Genomic DNA, 19,448 nt, shown 5'->3' with positions numbered 1-19,448 from the left:
ACTGAACCCATCGATCGTCATCATGGCGTGACCTTAACCCCGTACCGCTTCGCGGTCCAGTAGGTCCACAGAGCGGATCAGAGCCGAACGTCGCGGCCTTGTTGACGCTGCGTGACTACGCGTCGTGGAATGGAGCTGGTCCCGCGGGGATCTGCTTCGCCATCAGGCAAAATTCATCGCCCTCCGGGTCCTCCAAGACCCGCGGCCGACGATACTCGACCGCTTGGACCCGAGATCAAGCAGCCGAGTCAACTCCTCAGCCTCGCCCCGCGGATCGCCACGCCGGTCTCGTCGCGAGCGAAGACGCGATAGTTCGGGACCTCACACCAGAAGGGGCGGCACCGAAATCTGGGGTGCTCTGACAGTGCCTCCCTGGAGAGCGCCGAAAGCGGTTACATGGAAGGCATGGAACTTCAACCCGTCCGTCCCACAGTGAAGACGCCCGCGCAGGCGTTCACCGGGGACGTCTACATGACCCCGATCTACAACGGGACCGGCCCGTCACGGATGACCGTTGCTCTCGTCCGGTTCACGCCGGGCGCCCGCACCAACTGGCACTCGCACGCCGTGGGACAGACCTTGCACGTCACCGAGGGCGTGGGCCTGGTCGGCATCCGCGACGGCTCGGTCCTGCACATCCACGCCGGCGAGACGGTCATCTGCCCGCCCGGCGAGGAACACTGGCACGGCGCCGCCCCCGGCACCTTCATGAGCCACCTGGCCATGCTCGAGGCCAAGCCCGACGGCGGCGACCCCACCACCTGGCTCGAGCCTGTCCCCGACGACCTCTACCTGAAAGCCGCCCAGCAGTGACCACCCGCCTGGAAGCAACGACGACGATCGCCGCCTTCACCGCCACCGGCCGCATCCCGCAGCTGCGAGAGGCACTGAACGGCGCTCTCGACGCCGGCCTGACGATCAGCGAGATCAAAGAAATTCTGATTCAGATGTACGCCTACACGGGCTTCCCGAGAAGCCTCAACGGCCTCGGCGCTTTCATGGAGGTGCTGGCCACCCGGCGTACAAACGGAATCGAAGACCAGCCAGGCACCCAGCCGTCACCGCCCCCACCCGGCACCGACATGCTGAGCCTGGGCACCGACAACCAGACCAAGCTCGTCGGCGCCCCGGTGACCGGCCCGTTGTTCGAGTTCGCCCCCACCATCGACCAGTTCCTGAAGTCCCACTTGTTCGGCGACATCTTCGCCCGCGACAACCTCGACTGGCAGACCCGCGAGGTCGCCACCGTGGCCGCCCTTTCGGCCCTGGACGGCCTCGAATCGCAGCTGCGCTCCCATGTGGGCGTCGCGCTGAACACGGGTGTCACCGAGGCAGAGCTCCGAGAAGTGGCCTCCACCCTGAACACCCACGTCGGCGAGGCCGCGGTCGCCCGCTTGAACGAGGTCCTCGCGTCGCGCTGAGACGCTAGAGAAGCCGGTGGCCGGCCGCGGTGATGTGGGCGGCCAGCACCGCACCCGAGGTGTCCTCGGACCACGCCGCCCGTCACTGCCTTCCCACTCGCCTATCATGATCGGCTATCTTGCCCGAGTGCGGATTCAGGTGGTGGAAGGGGCGCTCGTCGAAGTGCCCACAGCCGACGCGACGGGCATGGACCGGCGGGCTTTCGGCGAGTTCATCGGTCCCCGGGGCGAGCTGGCCTCGTATGCCCTGGGCTGGACCACCGGCGCCGACCCGCACGTGGGCCGGCTGTCGGTCGGCATCGGCGCCGGCAACCCCGGCGGCGGCACCTTCCACGCGGTGATCTTCGACCACGGCGACGGCCACGCCTTCTCCCTGATCGACGAGCCGTTCGAGAAGGTCCCCGAGGGCGGCCCCGACCTGACCGCCGACCAGGCCCGCGCCCACGAGGACCTGCCGTTCATCTGGGCCGTGGCCGACGCGGTCATGGAACGCGACCGCCGTGCGTGGTGGCTGCAACACTGGCTCCTGGGCACCACCAGCATCCAGACCGGCGAGGTCTTCGAAAAGACCGAGCCCATCCTGTACGTAAGCCACGACGCCGACGACGGCATGTGGCAGCTGATCGGAGCCTCGGACGCCAACCCGAAAACCGGAAAGCTGGGCCACCTCTCCCACGCCGTCGACGAGGACCCCACCTTGCTCGACATCCTCGACCTGGCCCCGGGGGAGTGCGTAGAACGCGAGGGCCCCGGAAGGCCCTGGACGCCGAGTCGGTAGTCGGGCACCGCTTTGGATGGCCGCGTGTCTACGCCGCTATCGGCCATTGCGTTCTGATCTCCCGTGATTAAGTGGTGCTTTTAATGGTTACTCGATCTCAGGGGGTGGGTCGGGGAGACCAACGGCGTTTACTGAGCTTGGAGATACTTCGATACTCGCGGCGCTCCCGACTACCTGTCTACTTAGTTCTTCAAGCCTTTGTTTATGAGCCACAGCGTGCTCCAAGCGTGCGCGTTCCGCCGCAGCCCACTTCGAATGCCAACGCTCAACAAAAGTCGGCAGCCATTCCGCTACAGCTCCCGGATCACGTAACACTTTGACCAGTAAATGTATCGCGGCTGCGCCGGCGCCCGCGCCTGCGCCTGGAAATAACAGCTCCATCCACAGGGGTGATTGCATTCCCAGAGCCGCGACATGGGGGTTGAGTGCCGGTAGGATCAGAATCCCGGGCTCCCAGCGAGGGAATTCCAGATATTCAATCTCCCGGACCATGTCCCACAGTTCGTTCAGCTGCCCACATAAGTTACTGAGCCGAGCGAGCGTAAAATCCTGATCCGCAAATCGGCTGGGCGCGACCGCCCTGGCCTCCCTCTACATTGCTGGGTAAGAGCGACGAGCACCGTTGCTGCCGGCTGCTGTTCCTGGACTCTAGAGCCCTAAACCCGAGTGTTCGAGCCGAGGCGAAACTTTATCGGGTCTCCTCGTGATGCCAATACGACGCTGCCGCGCGTGATGGCCTTTGGCAGGGCGCAATGGCGGTCATGGCTCGACCGTTGGCTGGCACATCTGCAACGACCAGTGCGGGCGCATGAGGAATGTCCAAGCGGGCAACAGCGAACCGAAGCCAAGGGTTGGTGAGGGGGGCGACAAGACCATGCGGGCCGCCTACTTGATCGTCCTCCGGATTCGCCGCCGAGCGTCCGCACCTGGCTACCCGGCGGAAACGGGGACGTCAAGTGCTGCCGATGCGCAGGCGATTTCCGTCCGGGTCCGTCAGGTGGATCTCCCGCCCCCAGGGCGCCTCCTCGATGGCGACCCCGAACTCGGCGGCTACGGCCTCGATATCGCCGACGTGCAGGTACAGGAGCGTGTCGGGTCGAGCATCGTCGCGATGCTCCGACAGGAAGATCTGCATCGGCCCACGCGAGATGCAGAGAAACAAGGGGAAGCCGGGCCCGAAGCGGTGCTCCCACTGTCGGACAAAACCGAGCCGGCCGTACCAGGCCTCTGACGCTTGGGCGTTCTCCGTATGCAGGATGGGCGTGATCTTCTCGTCCATGCGGCCATCCTGGCAGACGAAGGCCGGGCCCCGCGCGAAGCAGGACCCGGCCGATGAGCTCGTCTACCAGCGCAGGAAGTTGTTCTGCGTCTGGGCGTTGAACTCCTTTGTGCGGAAGAACTTCGCGATGTTCGTTCTCGGGTCCTTCAGGTCGAGGACGTCGATGCCCTTCGCGATGTCGTTCGAGAAGATGTAGCCGTTGTACCAGTACGCGGACCACGAACCGCCACCCACCGGGGTGGTCAGGGAGATGGGGCCCCGCTCCCAGTAGGCGATCTCCTTCGGGCGGCGCGAGTCGGTGAAGTCCCACACCGAGATGCCGCCCTGGTACCAGGCCTGGACCATGATGTCGCGGCCGGGGACCGGGATCAGGGAGCCGTTGTGGGCCACGCAGTTCTCGGTGTCCGCGTTCGTACGGGGAATCTTGAAGTAGCTGCGGAAGACCAGCTTGCGCTTGCCCACGATGTCGTAGACGGCGTCGGCGCCGAGCTTCGGGCCGAAGCGCTCGTTGCAGGTGGCCAGGCCGCCGCCGCCGAGCTCGTCGGTGAAGACGATCTTCGTGCCGTTGTTGTTGAAGGTCGCCGAGTGCCAGAACGAGAAGTTCACGGTGTCGCGGACCGTGGTGATGACCTTCGGCGCCGTGCGCTTTGAGATGTCGAACAGGACGCCGTCGCCCATGCAGGCGCCGGCCGCGATGTCCTTGTCGGCGTAGACCGTGATGTCGTGGCAGCCGGTCGTGGCGCTCTTCTGCTCGCCGTCGCCCTCGTAGCCGCCGTCCGGGAAGATGACCGGTGTGGCCACCACCGCGGCCGCCGCCGGGTTGCGCTTGGGCACCTTGATGATGGAGATCTTGTCGTGCGGCAGGGCGCAGTTCGGCAGGTCCACCGTCGACAGGTTGTACGAGGAGATGTAGAGGTAGACGTTCGGGTCGCCCTTCTTGCCGGGGACCAGTGTCTGCGTGTGTGAGCCGCAGTCCGTCTTGACCGACTTGAGGTAGACCGGCGTCAGCGGGTTGCTGATGTCGAAGACCTTGATGCCTTCCCAGCGGGCGCCCGGGTTGTCCGTCGTGGAGCCGGTGCTGGTGCAGCCGTCGTCGGTGCGCTGCGAGTCGGTGCCCAGGAAGAGCAGGTTGCCGCTGACCGAGACGTCGTTCTGCGAGCCCGGGCAGACCACCTGGGCCGCCTCGAACGGCGCCTTCGGGTTGCTGATGTCGTAGACGGTGAAGCCGTTGTAGTTGCCGCTGTAGGCGTACTTGCCCTGGAAAGCCCAGTCGGAGTTCGTCGAGTTCGCGAACGGGCCGATCTTGTCCCGGTGTGCGACCTGCTTGAGGTTCGGGCTGCTGACGATCTCGTCGACGCCCGGAATCGTGTTCGGTTCGGCGGCTTGTGCCACGCCGCTCACGGGTGCCGTGAGCAGGGCGGCCGCGAGCACCACCGCGCCGATTGCGGCACGGCGCCCTCGTGGGTGCGTCATGGAGCTCCTTCCGGATGACGGCACGGCGAGGCAGGATGGAGCCCCACCGACCGTATTCACTTCTGTCGCTACAGTAATTGCCGGGGCCCGCCTCGGGAACATCTTCAGGCTTCGATGAAGGGATTTGATGAGCCGTTCACGGACGTCAATGCTGATCGCGCTGGTCATCGTGCTCGCGGCGGCCGGGATCGCCCTGGCGGCCCGCTCCGGCTCCGGCCAGAAAGCCGCCGCGCCGCGGGCCGGCGAGAGTGCCGGCCCGCCGGTTCGGGTGGTGGTGCCCGGTAAGCCCGGCGAGTCGTCCACTGTGACCGACTCGGACAAGGTGCGCGCGCCCGACGGCGTCACCTACAACGCGGCCGACGTCGCGTTCGTCCAGATGATGATCGCCCATCACGGTCAGGCCGTCGAAATGGCGAAACTCGTGCCCGGGCGCGGTCAGAACGGGCAGCTTCTCGCCCTGTCCCAGCGCATGTTGGCCGTACAGGAACCGGAGATCGGATGGCTCCGCAACTGGCTCACCCAGCGCAAGTTGCCGGAGAACGACCCTTCGCACGATCACAGCACCATGCCCGGCATGCAGACCGCGGCCGACATGACGGCGCTGGCCGGGCTGAAAGGCGCCGCTTTCGACGAGCGTTTCATCGCCATGATGAGCTCCCATCACCGCGGCGCCATGCAGATGGCCGGCGATGTCATGAAGAGCGGCGAGGACGAGCGTCTGCGCGAGACCGCCGGCGAGATGGCCGTCGAGCAGGGCAGTGAGATCAGGAGAATGGAAGACCTTTAAAATTCGGTGTGAGTACGCATCCGAACGAGCCGCACGATGCTTCGCTGTCCGGCCGGCTGAACTGGCTGCGCGCCGGCGTGCTCGGCGCCAACGACGGCATCGTCTCCACCGCCGGCCTCGTCGTCGGCGTGGCCGGCGCCACCACCTCGACCGGGCCGCTGCTGACCGCCGGCATCGCGGGCCTGACCGCCGGCGCCGTCTCGATGGCGCTCGGCGAGTACGTCTCGGTCAGCAGTCAGCGCGACACCGAGAAGGCCCTGCTGGCCCGGGAGAAGGCGGAGCTGGCGGACTTCCCCGAGGAGGAGTTCGAGGAGCTGGCCGCCCTCTACGAGGCCAAGGGCCTCACCCGGGCGACCGCCCGGCAGGTGGCGCTCGAGCTGACCGAGAACGACGCCTTCGCCGCTCACGCCGACGTCGAGCTGCACCTCGATCCGGAGGAGCTCACCAGCCCGTGGCAGGCCGCCGGCGCCTCCGCGATCGCCTTCACCACCGGCTCCCTGCTGCCCCTGGCCGCCATCCTGCTGCCGCCACCGGGCGCCCGGGTCCCCGTCGCGTTCGTCGTGGTGATCGTCGCCCTCGCCCTGACCGGCTGGCTCAGCGCCCGGCTCGGCGGCGCCCACCGCAGCCGCGCCATCCTGCGGCTGGTCGTGGGCGGTGCGCTGGCGATGGCCGTCACGTACGGCATCGGTAGCCTGGTCGGTTGAGATGACTCTGCGACTGTGCACCGACCTGACCGCCGCCGACTGGATCGCCTCCAGCGACGTCGACTGGCACCACCTGCTCACCTTCGGCCCGGACGGCTTCGAGGCGTACGCAAGGTTGCGTTTCATCCCCGACCCCGTGCGCCCCGGCCAGCAGGAGGCCGACTTCGAGGGCGCTGCCGACGACGTGACCGACACCCAGAAGCTCGGCTTCGCCGCGGAGACCCTGTCCCACCACACGACCACACCCGGCGATTGCTATTTCGCCCTCTGGGACGGCTGGGGCGACAATTTCCCCGCGCCCAAGCTCCTGCTCCCGGAGCGCGAGTTCTTCCTTTTCCGGGGCCCTTTGACGGACTACGGCGATTATGGCGTACGCGCGGACTTCCAGCCCCCGGCGTTCGTCTGGCCCGCCGACCACGCCTGGTGCCTCACCGCCGACGTCGACCCCCACTGGGCCGGCATCGGCGCTTCCGCCTCGGCGATCGCCGCCCTGATCGCCGACCCCCGCCTCGACGTCGTCCCGGCCGACCGGGCCGCCGCTCAGCCCTTCTACTACTGAGTCCGGTCAGAGCGAGACAGCCCGCTCACGGCATTGCTGTAGCGTCCCCGATCTCCCGGAGGCTCCCGTCCGGGTTCATGCTGTAGCGGCGCGGCGGTCGCATGCGCCGCAGAAGCTCTTCCATCCGGGCCTCGCGCTCGGCCTGCTCCCGGCCGGTCGGGTCGGCCACGCGGAACCCATGCAGGGGAACCTCGACCGGATCGACGTCGTCCGGTTCGCGCCACCCTTCGAGGTTGAAGCCGAAGAACGCGCGCAACGCCTCCTCGCCCAGCACGAGCGGGTGGAAGTCCAGCGGGTACGCCCCTTGGCCGGGGAACGTCGTCTCGACGGGATGCTCGCCCGCCCAGTAGGGCAGCTCGAACTCGTACGGCTGACCAATGTTCTCCACAACCCCGCTGTCCGGCGAAACGCTCAGCGAGCGAACCAGCTCCCCGTCCTCCCACACGGCGAAAGTCAGAGCGTCCGACATCGAGTGCATCGCGTGCATGAGAATGCGCCGTCCGGCCCCGGCCCGGAGCAGCCGTTCCGGCAGTTCCGACGGCAGGCCGACGAGTCGCTGATCGCAGAAGAGCTCGGCCCCGGCGAGCACGGTGGCATAGGTGACGTCGTCTTCCGGAAAGCAATGGTCATCGAGTGAGCCGTCCCCGATCGGCGTCACTTCATAGTCAGGATGAAACTCCCGAACGAGCTCGAGAACCTCCACCGGATCAGCTTGGACCGCACCCCGCATCGCAGGCCGCAGATCCCCGTCGGTGAACGCCAGCAGCGCCGTCTTCGCACCCATCGAACCCTCCAGCCACATTGGTCACCGCACACTACGGCCTCCCGTGCAACCGCACGTCTGGCCCGGGGAACAGGTCACTCAGGACGGCACGGCGACGGCTTCGGTCGTGCGGTTCGTCAGCCACTGGTCGAACACCTCCGCGGAAATTGGCCGGGAGATGTAGTAGCCCTGCGGCACGTCGCAGCCGACCGCGTCCAGGTGCCGCCACGTCGGCAGGTCCTCGACCCCTTCGGCGACCACGCGCAGGCCCAGGTTGCGGCCCAGTTCGACGGTGGAGCGCACGGCCTCGACGCCCAGGACGGCTGCGGTCCGCGCGTCGGCCTTGGGCTGGTAGTGCAGGACGAGCTGGTTCTGTTCGATGCCGTGGCGCAGATCGCCGGCGAGGGTCAGCTTGCGGGGGTCGGTGGCGTCCGGCAGCAGCGCCGCCGTTGGCATCCATCCGCGGCAATCGGGAACTTCTCACCGACACGCTCGACCAGCGATCAGCGACGGGTGTCGGTGTAGTACCGCATCGCCGCGCCGAGGAAGTCGACCATCTGCGGGTGGTAGGAGGTGTGCCAGGTGCGCATGCCCTCGTCCTCGGCGTAGAGCAGGGCCATCCCGAGGTAGGCGTCCATGCTCGGGATGTAGAACCGGCTGACGACGGCGTGGTGGCGGGCGATCGGCTTCTGGACCGCCTCGTCGCCCGGCTGGGCGCCTGCGGTGATGGCGGCGGTGATCTCGCCGTACAGGTCGTGCCAGTCGCGGTGGACCTGGTCCTTGTCGACATGCGCCCAGCCGGCGGTCGCGGCGAGACTGGCGGCCTGCTCGTCGGCGAGCGCGCGGCGGCAGCGATCGGCATCCTCGGCGGCGAGCGTGGAAATACTCATCTGTGGTGTCATGCCCTGTCGTGAGGCGGTACGGATCCGCCGCCCGGCCTGTGAGCGCGAACGGCAGCGAACCTTCGCACACCGGCCCGGCCCCGGTAGATCGATATTGCTGCTCGGCGATCCGGTGTCGATGGGCTCGGTGCGAGGTGAGTGCCGGACCGGCCCTCGGCCCGCACGGTGCTAGCTGACCGCCAGTGCGATCGGGTAGCCGGTCGCGGCCACCTCCGTCCGGACCACATCGTCGGTGCGTGCCGCGATGTGCGCCACAGCGTCCCGGGGGTCGCTGCTGCCCTGACACGACGGCGGAGTGCTATAGCGTCTTGATCATGATTGACGAGGCCGTGTTCTGGCAGCTCATGCGCGCCGTGGGGCGCGATGGCGACGTCGAGCGGCTGGTGGCTCGGCTGGCCGGGCGGCCGCAGGTCGACATCACCGGCTTCGAGGACCGGTTGGCCGCGCTGCTGTGGGCGCTCGACACGCCGGCGCACTTCGCGGCCGCGCGGCCGATCGGCGCCGACGGGTTCCTCTACGTGCGCTGCGCCGTGGTGGCGGCCGGCCGGAAGGCTTACGAGCGGGTTGCGCGTACGCCGTCGGCACTGAGCAAGTTCGTGGACCGGGAGGCCGAGGTACTGCTGACCGTCGCCGGGAAGGCCTACGAGCGGGCGACCGGCCTGCTGTGGGAGCACGAGCCGCCGCTCAGCTATGAGACGGGCAGCAACGTCGCGGCCTGGGGAGACAATGCCCCTGAGGAAGTCACGGACGAGGAACCGGGTGAGCTGGCGTGGCTGGAGTTCGCCGGTGGCAGCGCGATCCCGGGCGGGTTGCCCCGCGCGTACGACCTGATCCAGACCGAGATCCTCGACGCCGTCATCGCCGATCCGGCGTGGCGGCGCTGGTGGGCGGGTGCCGGGGTGCCGACCTGCGAGCTGTGGCTCATGCTCGACGGCATGGACTCGACGCCGGCGGAGGCGTCGGTCAAGAAAGGCCGCAAGCGGGTGCGGGTCACGATGACGCGCGATCCCGGCCCGATCCCGGTGAACGACCCGGCAGCGATGCTCGCCCTGGTCACCGGGGATCTCCGCGACCTGTTCGAGTTGGCCCGAGAGCAGCTCGGACTGGGTCCGCCGCCACCGCTGCCGGAGCCGTCGCTCGACGGGATCGCGCCTGAGTTCTTCCGGCCCGGCCCTGAGGAGGACGAGGTGCCCCTGCCACCCGGTCTGCTGGAACGCTTGGAGCGCGGCGAGTACGTCGATCCGGAGGAGGCCGTGGCGTTGATCGAGGCTCATGTCAACGCCGACGGCGACTCAGTCAAGCGGGTCGAGCCGCCGTCGCCTTGAGTGCGTCGGCCGGCATTCGCCCGAATGCCGTCGGCTACGGCGTGGTGCTGTACCTGGCCTCGGACGGTGCGGCCAATCCCGCCATCATGGATGACTGGGCCGCACCGGGAGCATGCTTTCTGATTGGGTCCATTTCAGGTGGCCGGAGCCGCCTTGGCTTCCTTCGCGACTTCCGGCGCCACGCTGCTGCCGCCGCATGCCGAGATGTTGGCGAGAACCGGCACCAATATTGGATCTCCACCGGCGGTAGCTCCGAAGCGTGTTCGCTTTCTGTGCAGACGCTCATGAAGCGGCGGAGGCGCGCATGCGCGGATCTGGCCGATGTGAGTGCACTCGATCAGGTGCAGAACGCACGTGACGAGATTAGCTATCATCGCATAAAGGAGGGGGTGCGGTGAACGAGACTACGAGATGGAATCCATACGCGGTAATCAAATCTTATTGGGGTGAAGACCTTACACCCGAACTGGCGGAGCGCATCGCCGAAGCGCCATCTGAGCACCTAATCGATTTCTCGAAGTTCTGCGCTTCGGAGGCCGAGCTTCCGGGAATTGGATTTGTGCCCGAGCTTCCGGTAGGCCACATTCGCCCAGTGGTGAGTGGAAGATCAGCCAGGATTAGTCAATCCGCCAAGTCAGTGGCCTCGCACGAGACCCTAATCAGAACCGCGCTAACAGTCCTACTGTACGCCCACGAGATAGTGGTTGACGACCCGCTTGCAGCGCTTACGCACGCGGAATCCTCCGTTCGTCGGACGGTTGTGGCGTATCTCCTTGGTATCAAGTCTCTCTTCAATGAGGGGGCTGTGCATTTTGCTCCCACGACATCGCTTAAGTTGCATCCAGTCAGTCTCCGAAAGGCTCTAGCCATCGAAATTGCGCAGAAGGGAGATCCCTACGTTGAAGCGTGGATTCAGCGCGGCAGTCAAGAATCTAAGACCGTTGATGATGGCGAGTACGCTCGTGCGGTCGGGCAGCTTTGCATAGATGCGTTCGAGCACGAGACTTACATCCGGTGCTGGCCCAACGAGTCCATCGCCTCTTTCAATGCAAGGCCGAGCAAGCCGTGTTCAGGATGGCTCGCACCCACAATAGAGGCGCCATCAGTGCCACAGACATGCTGAAACTGTTAGATGTCACGGTACCAACATTCGAGCCTGAAATCCGGTCCCTTGTAAATATTAGACACGACGATGAACGGTTCAATGAATGGAGGGTTGCTTTAGGTTCGTGCTTGGGTCGGCTAGGCGATCTAAACGTTGACGATCCGGAGGAAATGCATGCCGCCCGTGAAGATATGCGCCAAGGCATGGAGCCGATGAGGCGACGCATTGAAGGCGCCGCACGAAAATCACCAGCCATCAGCGCTCTTCGACTCGGGACCGCGGATTTCGCAATTTCGGGCGTCGCCGCCACCGTTGGAACCGTCCTAGGCGGCCACCTGGGGCCGAGCCTGCTGACTGCAGGCGTCTTGAAAAGCGCCGATGCGGCGAAGAAGTTTTCGAGCGCTCGGGCGGATAAGAAGAGCGCTCTAGCGGCACTCGATCTACTGATGCTTTTCGAAGGCGCGTGACTGGTGGCCTGTGCGACGTCCGTAAAGCGGAGCGCTAGGGATCGACTGTACTTGTCGCGCACTCTCTTGCCGCCGAGCGTGCGCGGAAGACCAGCCGAGCCGTGACGCTCCGTGAGCGGCCTCCTGGCCGTCAGACGTGCTGAAGTGCCGATGCGAGTGCGTCGAGTCGCTCTGTCCGTGCGCCGTCGTATCGTGTCACCGGGCGCGGGGAGGATGATACGGTGTTTCGGCTGGAACGAGGAGTGACGGGTTTTCGCTCCGCCAAGGAGCCAGAGCTGCCAGAGGTCCAAGTCCGCACGTTCCGGCGTGGTTGCTACGAGGCCGCACGGGCCGCAGGTGGTGCCGTTGAACAGCTTGTTGAGAGCGCATATCCGCGCAATTTCCACTCCGCCGTAGTCGTCACGTCGAATGACCAGCTCGCGATCCTCTGCAACGCCATGTACCCGCTGATCGCCTTCGCGGGAGGGGGCACTGGTGACCTCGAGCCGAAAGCCTTCGTCCACCCGCCGACCTGGGCCGCGAGGTTCTCCGAGATCGGCTTCGTCGTGATGAGTCGTCAGGTGCTCGACTCGCCGCTCGGCGGCGTGGACACCGCCGCGTTGGGCAAGGCGGAGTGGATGCAGATTGATTCGTGGCGACCGGCCAGCGTGGGCGGAACGGTGTTCAACTCCGGGGACTGAGCTCTGGGAGACCGACGTACTCTCTTGCCGCTGTCCGTGCGCGCAGCAGACGTAGCGAGCCCGCCAGGTTGAGTAGCGCCTAGCTAATCGAAACGGAGGGTCGGAAGGCGCACGGTCCGGGCGGGCGGCGTGCCGTCAAAGGACGTGATGCCCAGGCGGCGCCAGAAGTCGACGAAGATCCAGACGTCGTCGAGCGTGGTGGCGTCATCGGGGAAGGGCTTGCGGCGGCCCCGGAGGCGGCCGAAGAAGCCGGTGTACGGCGGGATGAGGTAGCGCGCGACCGTGTTGGCGTTGACGCCGAAGGCGTTGGCAATCACGTCCGGCCTGCCGGCCCATTCTTGGCGTAGACGCCGGAGTTCCGCCCGGCTCTGCGCGAAGTGCTCCGGACTGGAGCTGAAGCGGTCGAGTTCGACGCCGTCGCGCCACAGTTGGTGAGTCCAGAAGTTTCCGTCGTAGACGTCGATGGCACTCGCCAGGGTGCCGAGGTCGGCCGACAGCTTAGGCGAGACGAAACTCAGGTCGGTGAACCATCGCGGCCAGATCGCCACGGTCCAGCCGTTGACAGGCGCCCAGACACTCGCCGAGGTCCGCAGTTCGTCGCCCTCTGCGTCGTCGCGTATCCGCCCGTGGCGAAGGAGGCCCGCCTGCACGGCATTCAGATCGTTCGTACGTAGCGCGGTCGCCTTCACGAACTCGCCCACGTCCTCAACCTACCGAGCGATTCTCACGCTGGTGCCAGAAACCGCGCTTGCCCCTCCGGCCTTACTTGGCGCGGCTACCGCGACGCATCCTCACTTGCCACCTCTCTGTGCTAAGGGGGCGACGCCGATGCTCGACCATGTCGACCTCTACGGGATCCTGGAATGTTATCCATCACCGTCCCCGGAACTTGCATACTTAATACTCCGCAGGTTGCGGCCGCTGTCGCCGATGAAGTGCTCGTGGAGTCTGCCGTCCCGCCCCGCCTGAACACCGTGCGGTTCTTTCCTGAAATGGTCGTTTCTGTCCTGTGGTGGCTCGCCGCCTGGGCGGGGTGCTATATCTTCGTTGCGTTCACGACGGATCCGGTGGCCCCTTGTGATGGCTCGGAATGCTCCAGCTCGCGCGACTGGGCGTTGGCCGGGGTCATCCTTTACGGCGCCCCGCTAGCCTTGACTGGCGTCGTACTCAGCGCCGCCGTCGTTGCAGTCGTCGTGTCCACCGCTACCCGGCTGCAATGGCCGAGGGGCGTGGTTGGCACCGCAGTTACCTGGACAGGCTTGCTGGTCCTCGCCGGGCTGCTGGCCGTCTACCGCACGGGCTGACGCAGCTGTATGAGGGGCAGACCGCGTCCGCGTCTGGATCCGCCGGAGGGAGCCCGACGTACTTGCGGACGAGGTTGAGGGCGCTCGCGGGAGCGTTGTCACCCAGATCAGACCGATCAATTCATCCGTGCTGATCGGGTTGTCCGTTCGGGCGGGAAGCAGGGCCAGGCGAAGGGCCTGTTGCCGCGGACCGGCATTCAGTTCGGCACTGTCTCGCCACACCCGCCCGCGCCCGTGGATCTGGAAGCGCAGGGGAGCGCCGGCGTGCCGGGCAGGATGAAGCGGCACTGACTCGCTCTTCGCTGAGCCGGGTTCGATGCGGACTTCGACAGGTCAGGCATTCTGCCTCAGCCCGTGCGATGAGTGCCGAGCCGGGCGAGCGTGTAGGCTGACGCGACGCGTAAAAGGACTGCGCGACGGTTTATTGGCAATTACTTTGTGAGTCGACAAACATGGTCATGCCTGTTATGCGGCCCATGGAATCCGGCTCTCTGCGACTTCGGATCCTCGGCCCACTGCGGCTCTGGCGCGACGGCGCCGAGTTGGGCGCCGGCCCTCGCCAGCAGGCCTATCTCCTGGCGTTGCTGCTGGCCAAGGCCGGCCGCCCGATCAGTGTGACCGAGCTGATCGACCTGATCTGGGGCGAGGACTCGCCGGCCAGTGCGGTCAATGTGCTTCACAAGTATGTCGGCGGTCTGCGGCATGTTCTGGAACCCGGGTTGCGCGCACGCGAAACCGGGACCTACTTGTTGCGACGTGGCAACGGTTACCTTTTCGTACCGGATCCGGAAATGGTCGACCTCGTGGCGTTCCGCAATTTGGTCGAGACGGCCGGGGCGGAACGAGATGACACGGCGCTCGACAACTACGTGGCGGCGCTGAGTCTCTGGCACGGGCCGGCCGGCGACGGCCTGGCTCATACGCCGGCCGCGATGCCGATCTTCGCGGGGCTGAACGGCGAGTTCTTCGACGCCTGCGTGGCCGCGGCCGGGCTGGCCGTTTCGCGCGGCCGGCCCGAGCGGGTCGTGCCGGCGCTGCGCCTCGCGGCGTCGATGGGGCCGCTGCACGAGCCGGTGCAGGCGAGCCTGATCTCGGTGCTGGGGGCGGCCGGTCAGCAGGCCGAGGCCCTGGCGCTGTATCGGACCGTCCGGGAACGTCTCGCCCACGACCTGGGCATCGATCCCGGTCCGGCCCTGGAACAGGCGCACCGTCAGGTGCTGGGACGGCCGCAGGCAACCGCGGCGCCGGCACCAGTCGCCGTGACGCCGGCGCCGCCCGGCCTGATCGGGCGGGACGACGAGCTGGCCCGGCTGTGGGAGGCGGTGAACCCCGCGCTGAGCGGCGGCAGCGGCCTCGCGCTGGTCGACGGCGAGCCCGGCGCGGGCAAGACCCGGCTGCTGGAGGAGATCGCGGCCGAGGCGCGGCGCCGCGGCGTGACCGTCGTCTGGGGCGCCTGCGTCGAGGGCGCCGGGGCACCGTCGCTGTGGCCGTGGATGCGGGCCCTCCGCGCGCTGGTGGCCGACCTGCCGGTCGAGACGCGTGACGAGTGGCTGGTCGGTGACGTCGGCCGCCTGGTCGCACCCCGGAGCGGCCCGGTCACCGACTCGGGGCTGCCGGACTCGGAGTTGCCCGACTCGGGCGCCCAGTTCCGCCAGTTCGAGCAGGTCGTCGACATGATCGCCCGATTCTCCGGCGCGCGGCCGCTGCTGCTGGTGATCGACGACCTGCAGTGGGGCGACGTGGCATCGCTGCGGTTGTTCGGTCACCTGGCCGCCCGGTTGCCCGGCGGCTCCGCGCTGGCCGGCGCGATGCGGGACAGCGCGCCGGTGCCGGGCTCGGAGCTGTCCCGGGTGATGGCCGGGCTGGCCCGGGTACCCGGCCACCGCCGGATCCGGCTCGGTCCGCTCGGCGCGCCCGAGGTCGCCCGGCTCATCCGGGACGAGACCGGGAACGAGGTCGACGCCACGGTCGCCCGCACCGTTCACGTACGGACGGGCGGGAACCCGTTCTTCGTACGGGAGATCGCCCGGCAACTGGCTGGTGGTGGCCCGCTGGCGGGTGAGGGTGTGCCGTTCAGCGTGCGCGACGTCGTCCTGGACCGGACGGCCGGGCTCGGCGACGCGGTGCGGGACGTGCTGGAGATCGCGGCCTTCCTCGGCCGGGATGTCAACCTCCTCCTGCTCGCGACCGTGGCCGGCATCGACGTGCAGACCTGTCTCGACCGTCTGGAGCCGCTCGGCCGGCTCGGTCTGCTCCGGCCCGTGTCCGGCGATCCGTTCGCCTTCAGCTTCGTGCACGACCTGGTCCGCGAGTCGATCACCGCAGCGATGCCGTCGCGCCGGGCGACCCCGCTGCATCTGCGGGTCGCGGAGGCGCTGGAGCGGGCCGGGACGCGGGACGACGCGGCCGTGGAACGCCTCGCCTATCACCTGTGGGCCGCCGGTCCGCTCGCCGATCCGGCCCGGACGGCCGACGCGCTGACCGAAGCGGGCCGCCGCGCGGTGGCCAAGCTGGCCTTCGTGGCGGCCGAGCAGCATCTGCGCTCGGCCGTCCAGCTCGCGCGGTCGGCCGGTCTCCCCGAACGCGAGTTGCCGGCCCTGTCGTTGCTGGTAGCCGTGTTCAAGCGGCAGGCCGGCTACACGGGCTCCTACATCGAGCTGCTCGATCGCGCCGAATACGTGGCCGGCGCGATCGGCCGGACGGGTGAGGCGGCCGACTTCCTCTTCACACGCGTGATCAGCGCCTTCAGTTCCGTGCAACCGGATCACCTCGACCTTGCGCGCCGGCTGTACGCCCAGGGTCAGGCGTCGGCCGATCCGGTGGTGCGCCAGTACGGGCAACAGGGCTGGGGCCTCCACCAGTGGTCGCTCGGCGACGTCGGCGCGGCGCTGCGGCACCTGGCCGAGGGCAACCGCACCCTGATGGACGACCGGCTCTGGGTGGTGGGCAATCCGCTGCGGCGTGAACTGCACATCTTCGGTCTCATGCAGCACGCGGTGGTGGCCACCCTGCACGGTGACCCGGAAACGACGCAGGTCCTGCTCGACATCGTCGAAGCCGCCGCGGGCCAGAATCGCTACGAGATCACCCTCTGGGCCCACTTCGCGACCATGGCGGCCGCGATGAGCGGCGAGCCGGCCGCCGCCCAGCGCGCGGCGGCACGCTGGCTCGCCGCCGATCCCGGGCACTTCGTCGGTGACGTCGACGTCTTCCTGCGGGTGACCTGGTGCTGGATGCGGGCGCTGACCGGCGACGATCCGGCTGGTGCGGCGGCCGAGGGCGAGGCTGCCATGCGCACGATGATGGAAGGCCGGCGGTACGGCATCGCTTTCCACTTCGGGCTGGTCGTCGAGATGTGGCTCGCGGCCGCGGAACCGGAGCGGGCCGGCGCCGCCCTCGAGCTGGCCGACCACTATCTCGAGGCCCATGGACACCGCTACGCCGAGGGGCTCATCCTTCTGCTCCGGGCCCGGGTCCTGCTGGCCCGCGGCGCGCCGGCCGAGCAGGTGCGCGCCGCGGCGGTGACGGCCCGCGACCGGTCGGCCCAGCAGGAGGCGTACCAGTTCGCCCGCAGAGCCAAGGCGTTTCTGGCCGAGCTCGGCGACTAGCTCAGCTCGCGGCTGACAAGACCGTAGGCGGGACGTACCGCGATGCTCGTGCCAGCAAGATGCGCTCATTTGCCGAGACCAGTGCACCGACGGTCATCGCGGTAGAGGCCCTGTCGTGACTTCGTCCGGACCCGCGGTGATCTTGCCGTACACATCCTTCGCGGCGATCCGGCCATCGCGCACTCGATAGACGTCAAGCCCGCGCAGAACTGTGCCGTCGTCGGCCGGGGGCCATCGCCATTCACAGACCACTCGATCCCCGGCCGCCCAGACCGGCCCGAGGACCGGACCCTCGCCGGGACCGAGCTGCTCAGCGAGCACCTTGCTGACTTCGTCCCTGCCGCGAACGGCGCTGGCCGGCCCGTCCCAGGCGTTCGGGCAGTACATCACGTCGTCGGCGAGCAACGCTGACACCGTCGCCAGGTCGCCCAACTCCCAAGCGGCGTTGAAGCGCTCGATCAGCCCCGTGCATCCACCATGTGAGCACAATAGACGGCCATCGTTGACCCGTAAGACGCTCACCACCGCCAGAGCCTCGAGTTCGTTACCGGGCTGCCGGTAGATGAACCCGAACCCGTCTCCGAGGTCATCGTCGTAGCAGACGTGGTTCGGCGCATCCAGCCGCCCGATGGCTAGGCAGGCCAAGGACGAGGGAAATCGTCGATTCTGCATTCGTCCCAGCAAATCCGCCTCGCGGTACGATGCGCGACGTGAAGACGTTCCTGATTCTCCTGCGCGGCGTCAACGTCGGAGGCAAGAACAAAGTTCCGATGGCGGATTTGCGGACATGGCTCGAAGGAATGGGGTTTCTCGACGTCTCCACTTACATCGCCAGTGGCAATGTCATCCTGACGTCGGACCGGCCGGCCGAGGATATTGCTACTCAGATCGAAGCGGCGATGCCCCAGGCCTTCCAACTCGACAGCGAAATCGTCAAAGTGCTGGTCCTCACCCGTGAGGATCTCCAGGGCATCGTGGACAACAGGCCGGCGGGCTTCGGCGATCAGCCGGAAAAATACCACAGCGATGCGATTTTCCTGATCGGCGTCGACCCGGCCGAGGCGATGCCGATATTCAATCCGCGTGAGGGCGTCGACCGGGTCTGGCCGGGGGATGGCGTCATCTATTCGGAGCGGCTCAGCGCTCAGCGCACCAAGAGCCGCCTGAGCTCGATACTGACGTCGCCGCTCTACAAGTCGATGACTGTCCGCAGCTGGAACACCACGGTGAAGCTGTTGGCGATGCTTGACGCCAACAACCGTGCTCCCAGCTAAGCGTCGAAGGTGCGGTGGCCGCCGTCCGGGCTGGGGACGGCGGCCACCTCTTCAGGAGACTCAGGCCAGGACGAAGGTGTAGCCCTTGGCCTTGAGCTGCTTGATGGTGGCGTTCAGGGAAGCCACCGTCTGGCTGCGGTTGCCGCCTCCGTCGTGCATGAGGATCACCCCGCCGTTGCGGGCGCCCTTCACCGCCCGGCTGGTGATGGTGGACGTGCCGGGCCGGGACCAGTCACGGGTGTCCACGGTCCAGCCCAGGATGCGCAGGTTCTGGTCGCGGACCACCGTGCGGACGCGGGAGTTGCTCGCTCCGTACGGGAAACGGAAGACCTTGGGCTTGACCTTTGTGACGCTGTAGATCTTGTTCTGGGTCCAGGTGATCTGGTTGCGGGCGGCCGAGTTCGACAGCTTGGTGAAGTTCGGGTGGCTGCGGCTGTGGTTGCAGAGGCGGTGTCCTTCGCGGACCACGCGCCGCGCGGTGGCCGCGTACGAGCCGACATTGTTGCCGAGCATGCAGAACGTCGCTTTGACATTGTTGCGCTTCAAAATGTCGAGGACCTGCGGCGTGTACTTCGACGGGCCGTCGTCGAAGGTGAGCGCGATCGTCTTCTTGGCCGCGGCCAGCTGAACGACCTCGACCGAAGTGACGGGTGCCGCCTGGGCCGGGGCGGACGCGGAGACGGCGATGCCGGACGCCAGCAGCGAGGCGAATGCGAATCCGGCGGCCAGGTTCTTGGAGAGCTTCATACACCGACCTAGTTGAGGAGTGACTTCGAGGGCGGCAGGCCGGGCTCGAACGCGACGGTGGATTCGGGCCGGTGGATGCCCGGTGACTGGTCGCTGAGCACTCCCGAGCGCAGAGCGTCGAGAATCGCCTCCGCCAAAACGTCCAGTTCGGACTTGTCGGAGTCGTCGTCGAACTCAGGGATGTACGACATCGGTGCCCCCACCTGTGCGCACGGCCGGTTGCCGAATCGAGCGTGCGTCCGGTGAGCGCCGAAAGGCATCGGTCGTATGAC

23 protein-coding genes are annotated in these 19,448 nt (G+C 67.2%); 14 read left to right on the top strand and 9 right to left on the bottom strand.

All coding sequences use genetic code 11. The features are described 5' to 3' along the window. Positions 1-405: 405 nt before the first annotated feature. From CRP55_RS45775 to CRP55_RS45765, 3 genes are all read left to right on the top strand, one after another. Entirely contained in the window at positions 406-813 is a 408-nt protein-coding gene (locus CRP55_RS45775) for a (R)-mandelonitrile lyase (RefSeq protein ID WP_097328378.1), read from the top strand. Further along, positions 810-1,421: a carboxymuconolactone decarboxylase family protein gene (locus tag CRP55_RS45770; RefSeq protein WP_097328377.1), complete on the top strand. Its 612-nt coding sequence runs from the start codon at positions 810-812 to the stop codon at positions 1,419-1,421. Before CRP55_RS45775 ends, CRP55_RS45770 begins: the two co-directional genes overlap by 4 nt. Positions 1,422-1,548: 127 nt before the next feature. Continuing rightward, on the top strand, positions 1,549-2,199 hold the full coding sequence (locus CRP55_RS45765) for a hypothetical protein (protein WP_097328376.1): 651 nt from the start codon (positions 1,549-1,551) through the stop codon (positions 2,197-2,199). Positions 2,200-3,151: 952 nt separating this feature from the next. On the opposite strand, the gene CRP55_RS45760 is transcribed toward CRP55_RS45765, so the two are convergent. Together CRP55_RS45760 and CRP55_RS45755 are read right to left on the bottom strand one after the other, a co-directional pair. Continuing rightward, the gene (locus tag CRP55_RS45760; RefSeq protein ID WP_097328375.1) at positions 3,152-3,478 is read right to left on the bottom strand and encodes a glyoxalase superfamily protein; all 327 of its coding nucleotides are present in this window, start codon (positions 3,476-3,478) and stop codon (positions 3,152-3,154) included. Positions 3,479-3,541: 63 nt separating this feature from the next. Beyond that, complete coding sequence (locus tag CRP55_RS45755) at positions 3,542-4,951, bottom strand: LVIVD repeat-containing protein (protein ID WP_097328374.1); 1,410 nt, start codon at positions 4,949-4,951, stop codon at positions 3,542-3,544. Between the two features lie 127 nt (positions 4,952-5,078). Between CRP55_RS45755 and CRP55_RS45750 the strand changes: the two genes are divergently transcribed. The 3 genes from CRP55_RS45750 to CRP55_RS45740 are packed head-to-tail and all read left to right on the top strand — an operon-like array spanning position 5,079 to position 7,001. Then, positions 5,079-5,738 carry a DUF305 domain-containing protein gene (locus tag CRP55_RS45750; RefSeq protein ID WP_097328373.1) on the top strand — a complete coding sequence of 220 codons (660 nt, stop codon included), beginning with the start codon at positions 5,079-5,081 and terminating at the stop codon, positions 5,736-5,738. 8 nt (positions 5,739-5,746) lie between these two features. Further along, on the top strand, positions 5,747-6,442 hold the full coding sequence (locus CRP55_RS45745; RefSeq protein WP_097328372.1) for a VIT1/CCC1 transporter family protein: 696 nt from the start codon (positions 5,747-5,749) through the stop codon (positions 6,440-6,442). A 1-nt stretch (position 6,443) separates the two neighbouring features. Further along, positions 6,444-7,001: a hypothetical protein gene (locus CRP55_RS45740; RefSeq protein WP_097328371.1), complete on the top strand. Its 558-nt coding sequence runs from the start codon at positions 6,444-6,446 to the stop codon at positions 6,999-7,001. 25 nt (positions 7,002-7,026) lie between these two features. Here the strand turns inward: CRP55_RS45740 and CRP55_RS45735 are convergent, their stop codons facing one another. The 3 genes from CRP55_RS45735 to CRP55_RS45725 all read right to left on the bottom strand — a co-directional run bounded on the left by CRP55_RS45735 (position 7,027) and on the right by CRP55_RS45725 (position 8,654). Beyond that, the gene (locus CRP55_RS45735; protein ID WP_097328407.1) at positions 7,027-7,785 is read right to left on the bottom strand and encodes a DUF6928 family protein; all 759 of its coding nucleotides are present in this window, start codon (positions 7,783-7,785) and stop codon (positions 7,027-7,029) included. Between the two features lie 78 nt (positions 7,786-7,863). Then, the gene (locus CRP55_RS56590) at positions 7,864-8,220 is read right to left on the bottom strand and encodes an EAL domain-containing protein (RefSeq protein ID WP_097328370.1); all 357 of its coding nucleotides are present in this window, start codon (positions 8,218-8,220) and stop codon (positions 7,864-7,866) included. A gap of 47 nt (positions 8,221-8,267) precedes the next feature. Next, positions 8,268-8,654, bottom strand: a complete 387-nt coding sequence (locus tag CRP55_RS45725) for a TipAS antibiotic-recognition domain-containing protein (protein ID WP_097328369.1) — start codon at positions 8,652-8,654, stop codon at positions 8,268-8,270. A 326-nt stretch (positions 8,655-8,980) separates the two neighbouring features. On the opposite strand from CRP55_RS45725, the gene CRP55_RS45720 reads away from it, so the two are divergent. The 5 genes from CRP55_RS45720 to CRP55_RS52560 all read left to right on the top strand — a co-directional run bounded on the left by CRP55_RS45720 (position 8,981) and on the right by CRP55_RS52560 (position 12,243). Further along, entirely contained in the window at positions 8,981-9,991 is a 1,011-nt protein-coding gene (locus CRP55_RS45720; protein ID WP_097328368.1) for a DUF4240 domain-containing protein, read from the top strand. A 41-nt stretch (positions 9,992-10,032) separates the two neighbouring features. Further along, entirely contained in the window at positions 10,033-10,389 is a 357-nt protein-coding gene (locus CRP55_RS52575; protein ID WP_143235411.1) for a hypothetical protein, read from the top strand. Next, positions 10,386-11,114 carry a hypothetical protein gene (locus CRP55_RS52570; RefSeq protein ID WP_143235409.1) on the top strand — a complete coding sequence of 243 codons (729 nt, stop codon included), beginning with the start codon at positions 10,386-10,388 and terminating at the stop codon, positions 11,112-11,114. Before CRP55_RS52575 ends, CRP55_RS52570 begins: the two co-directional genes overlap by 4 nt. Then, positions 11,108-11,563 carry a hypothetical protein gene (locus CRP55_RS52565; RefSeq protein WP_143235407.1) on the top strand — a complete coding sequence of 152 codons (456 nt, stop codon included), beginning with the start codon at positions 11,108-11,110 and terminating at the stop codon, positions 11,561-11,563. Before CRP55_RS52570 ends, CRP55_RS52565 begins: the two co-directional genes overlap by 7 nt. A gap of 221 nt (positions 11,564-11,784) precedes the next feature. Then, entirely contained in the window at positions 11,785-12,243 is a 459-nt protein-coding gene (locus CRP55_RS52560; RefSeq protein ID WP_143235405.1) for a hypothetical protein, read from the top strand. Positions 12,244-12,326: 83 nt separating this feature from the next. Here CRP55_RS52560 and CRP55_RS45710 read toward each other — a convergent pair whose 3' ends face one another. Then, entirely contained in the window at positions 12,327-12,944 is a 618-nt protein-coding gene (locus tag CRP55_RS45710) for a hypothetical protein (protein WP_097328366.1), read from the bottom strand. 240 nt (positions 12,945-13,184) lie between these two features. Here CRP55_RS45710 and CRP55_RS45705 point away from each other — a divergent pair, with 240 nt between their 5' ends. After that, entirely contained in the window at positions 13,185-13,547 is a 363-nt protein-coding gene (locus tag CRP55_RS45705) for a hypothetical protein (RefSeq protein WP_097328365.1), read from the top strand. A 476-nt stretch (positions 13,548-14,023) separates the two neighbouring features. Further along, positions 14,024-17,155, top strand: coding sequence for a BTAD domain-containing putative transcriptional regulator (locus CRP55_RS45700; RefSeq protein WP_218855022.1), 3,132 nt, complete (start codon positions 14,024-14,026; stop codon positions 17,153-17,155). A 93-nt stretch (positions 17,156-17,248) separates the two neighbouring features. Here CRP55_RS45700 and CRP55_RS45695 read toward each other — a convergent pair whose 3' ends face one another. Continuing rightward, positions 17,249-17,827: a nuclear transport factor 2 family protein gene (locus tag CRP55_RS45695; RefSeq protein WP_097328363.1), complete on the bottom strand. Its 579-nt coding sequence runs from the start codon at positions 17,825-17,827 to the stop codon at positions 17,249-17,251. Between the two features lie 29 nt (positions 17,828-17,856). On the opposite strand from CRP55_RS45695, the gene CRP55_RS45690 reads away from it, so the two are divergent. Beyond that, positions 17,857-18,429: a DUF1697 domain-containing protein gene (locus CRP55_RS45690; RefSeq protein WP_097328362.1), complete on the top strand. Its 573-nt coding sequence runs from the start codon at positions 17,857-17,859 to the stop codon at positions 18,427-18,429. 60 nt (positions 18,430-18,489) lie between these two features. On the opposite strand, the gene CRP55_RS45685 is transcribed toward CRP55_RS45690, so the two are convergent. Beyond that, on the bottom strand, positions 18,490-19,176 hold the full coding sequence (locus CRP55_RS45685; RefSeq protein WP_097328361.1) for a polysaccharide deacetylase family protein: 687 nt from the start codon (positions 19,174-19,176) through the stop codon (positions 18,490-18,492). A gap of 8 nt (positions 19,177-19,184) precedes the next feature. Continuing rightward, the gene (locus CRP55_RS45680) at positions 19,185-19,367 is read right to left on the bottom strand and encodes a hypothetical protein (RefSeq protein WP_097328360.1); all 183 of its coding nucleotides are present in this window, start codon (positions 19,365-19,367) and stop codon (positions 19,185-19,187) included. Positions 19,368-19,448 lie beyond the last annotated feature (81 nt).

It is taken from the genome of Paractinoplanes atraurantiacus, assembly GCF_900215205.1.
Taxonomy (GTDB): domain Bacteria; phylum Actinomycetota; class Actinomycetes; order Mycobacteriales; family Micromonosporaceae; genus Actinoplanes; species Actinoplanes atraurantiacus.
The sequence above is the reverse complement of the archived record's forward strand: the minus strand, read 5'-3'. Positions and strand labels throughout refer to the sequence as shown.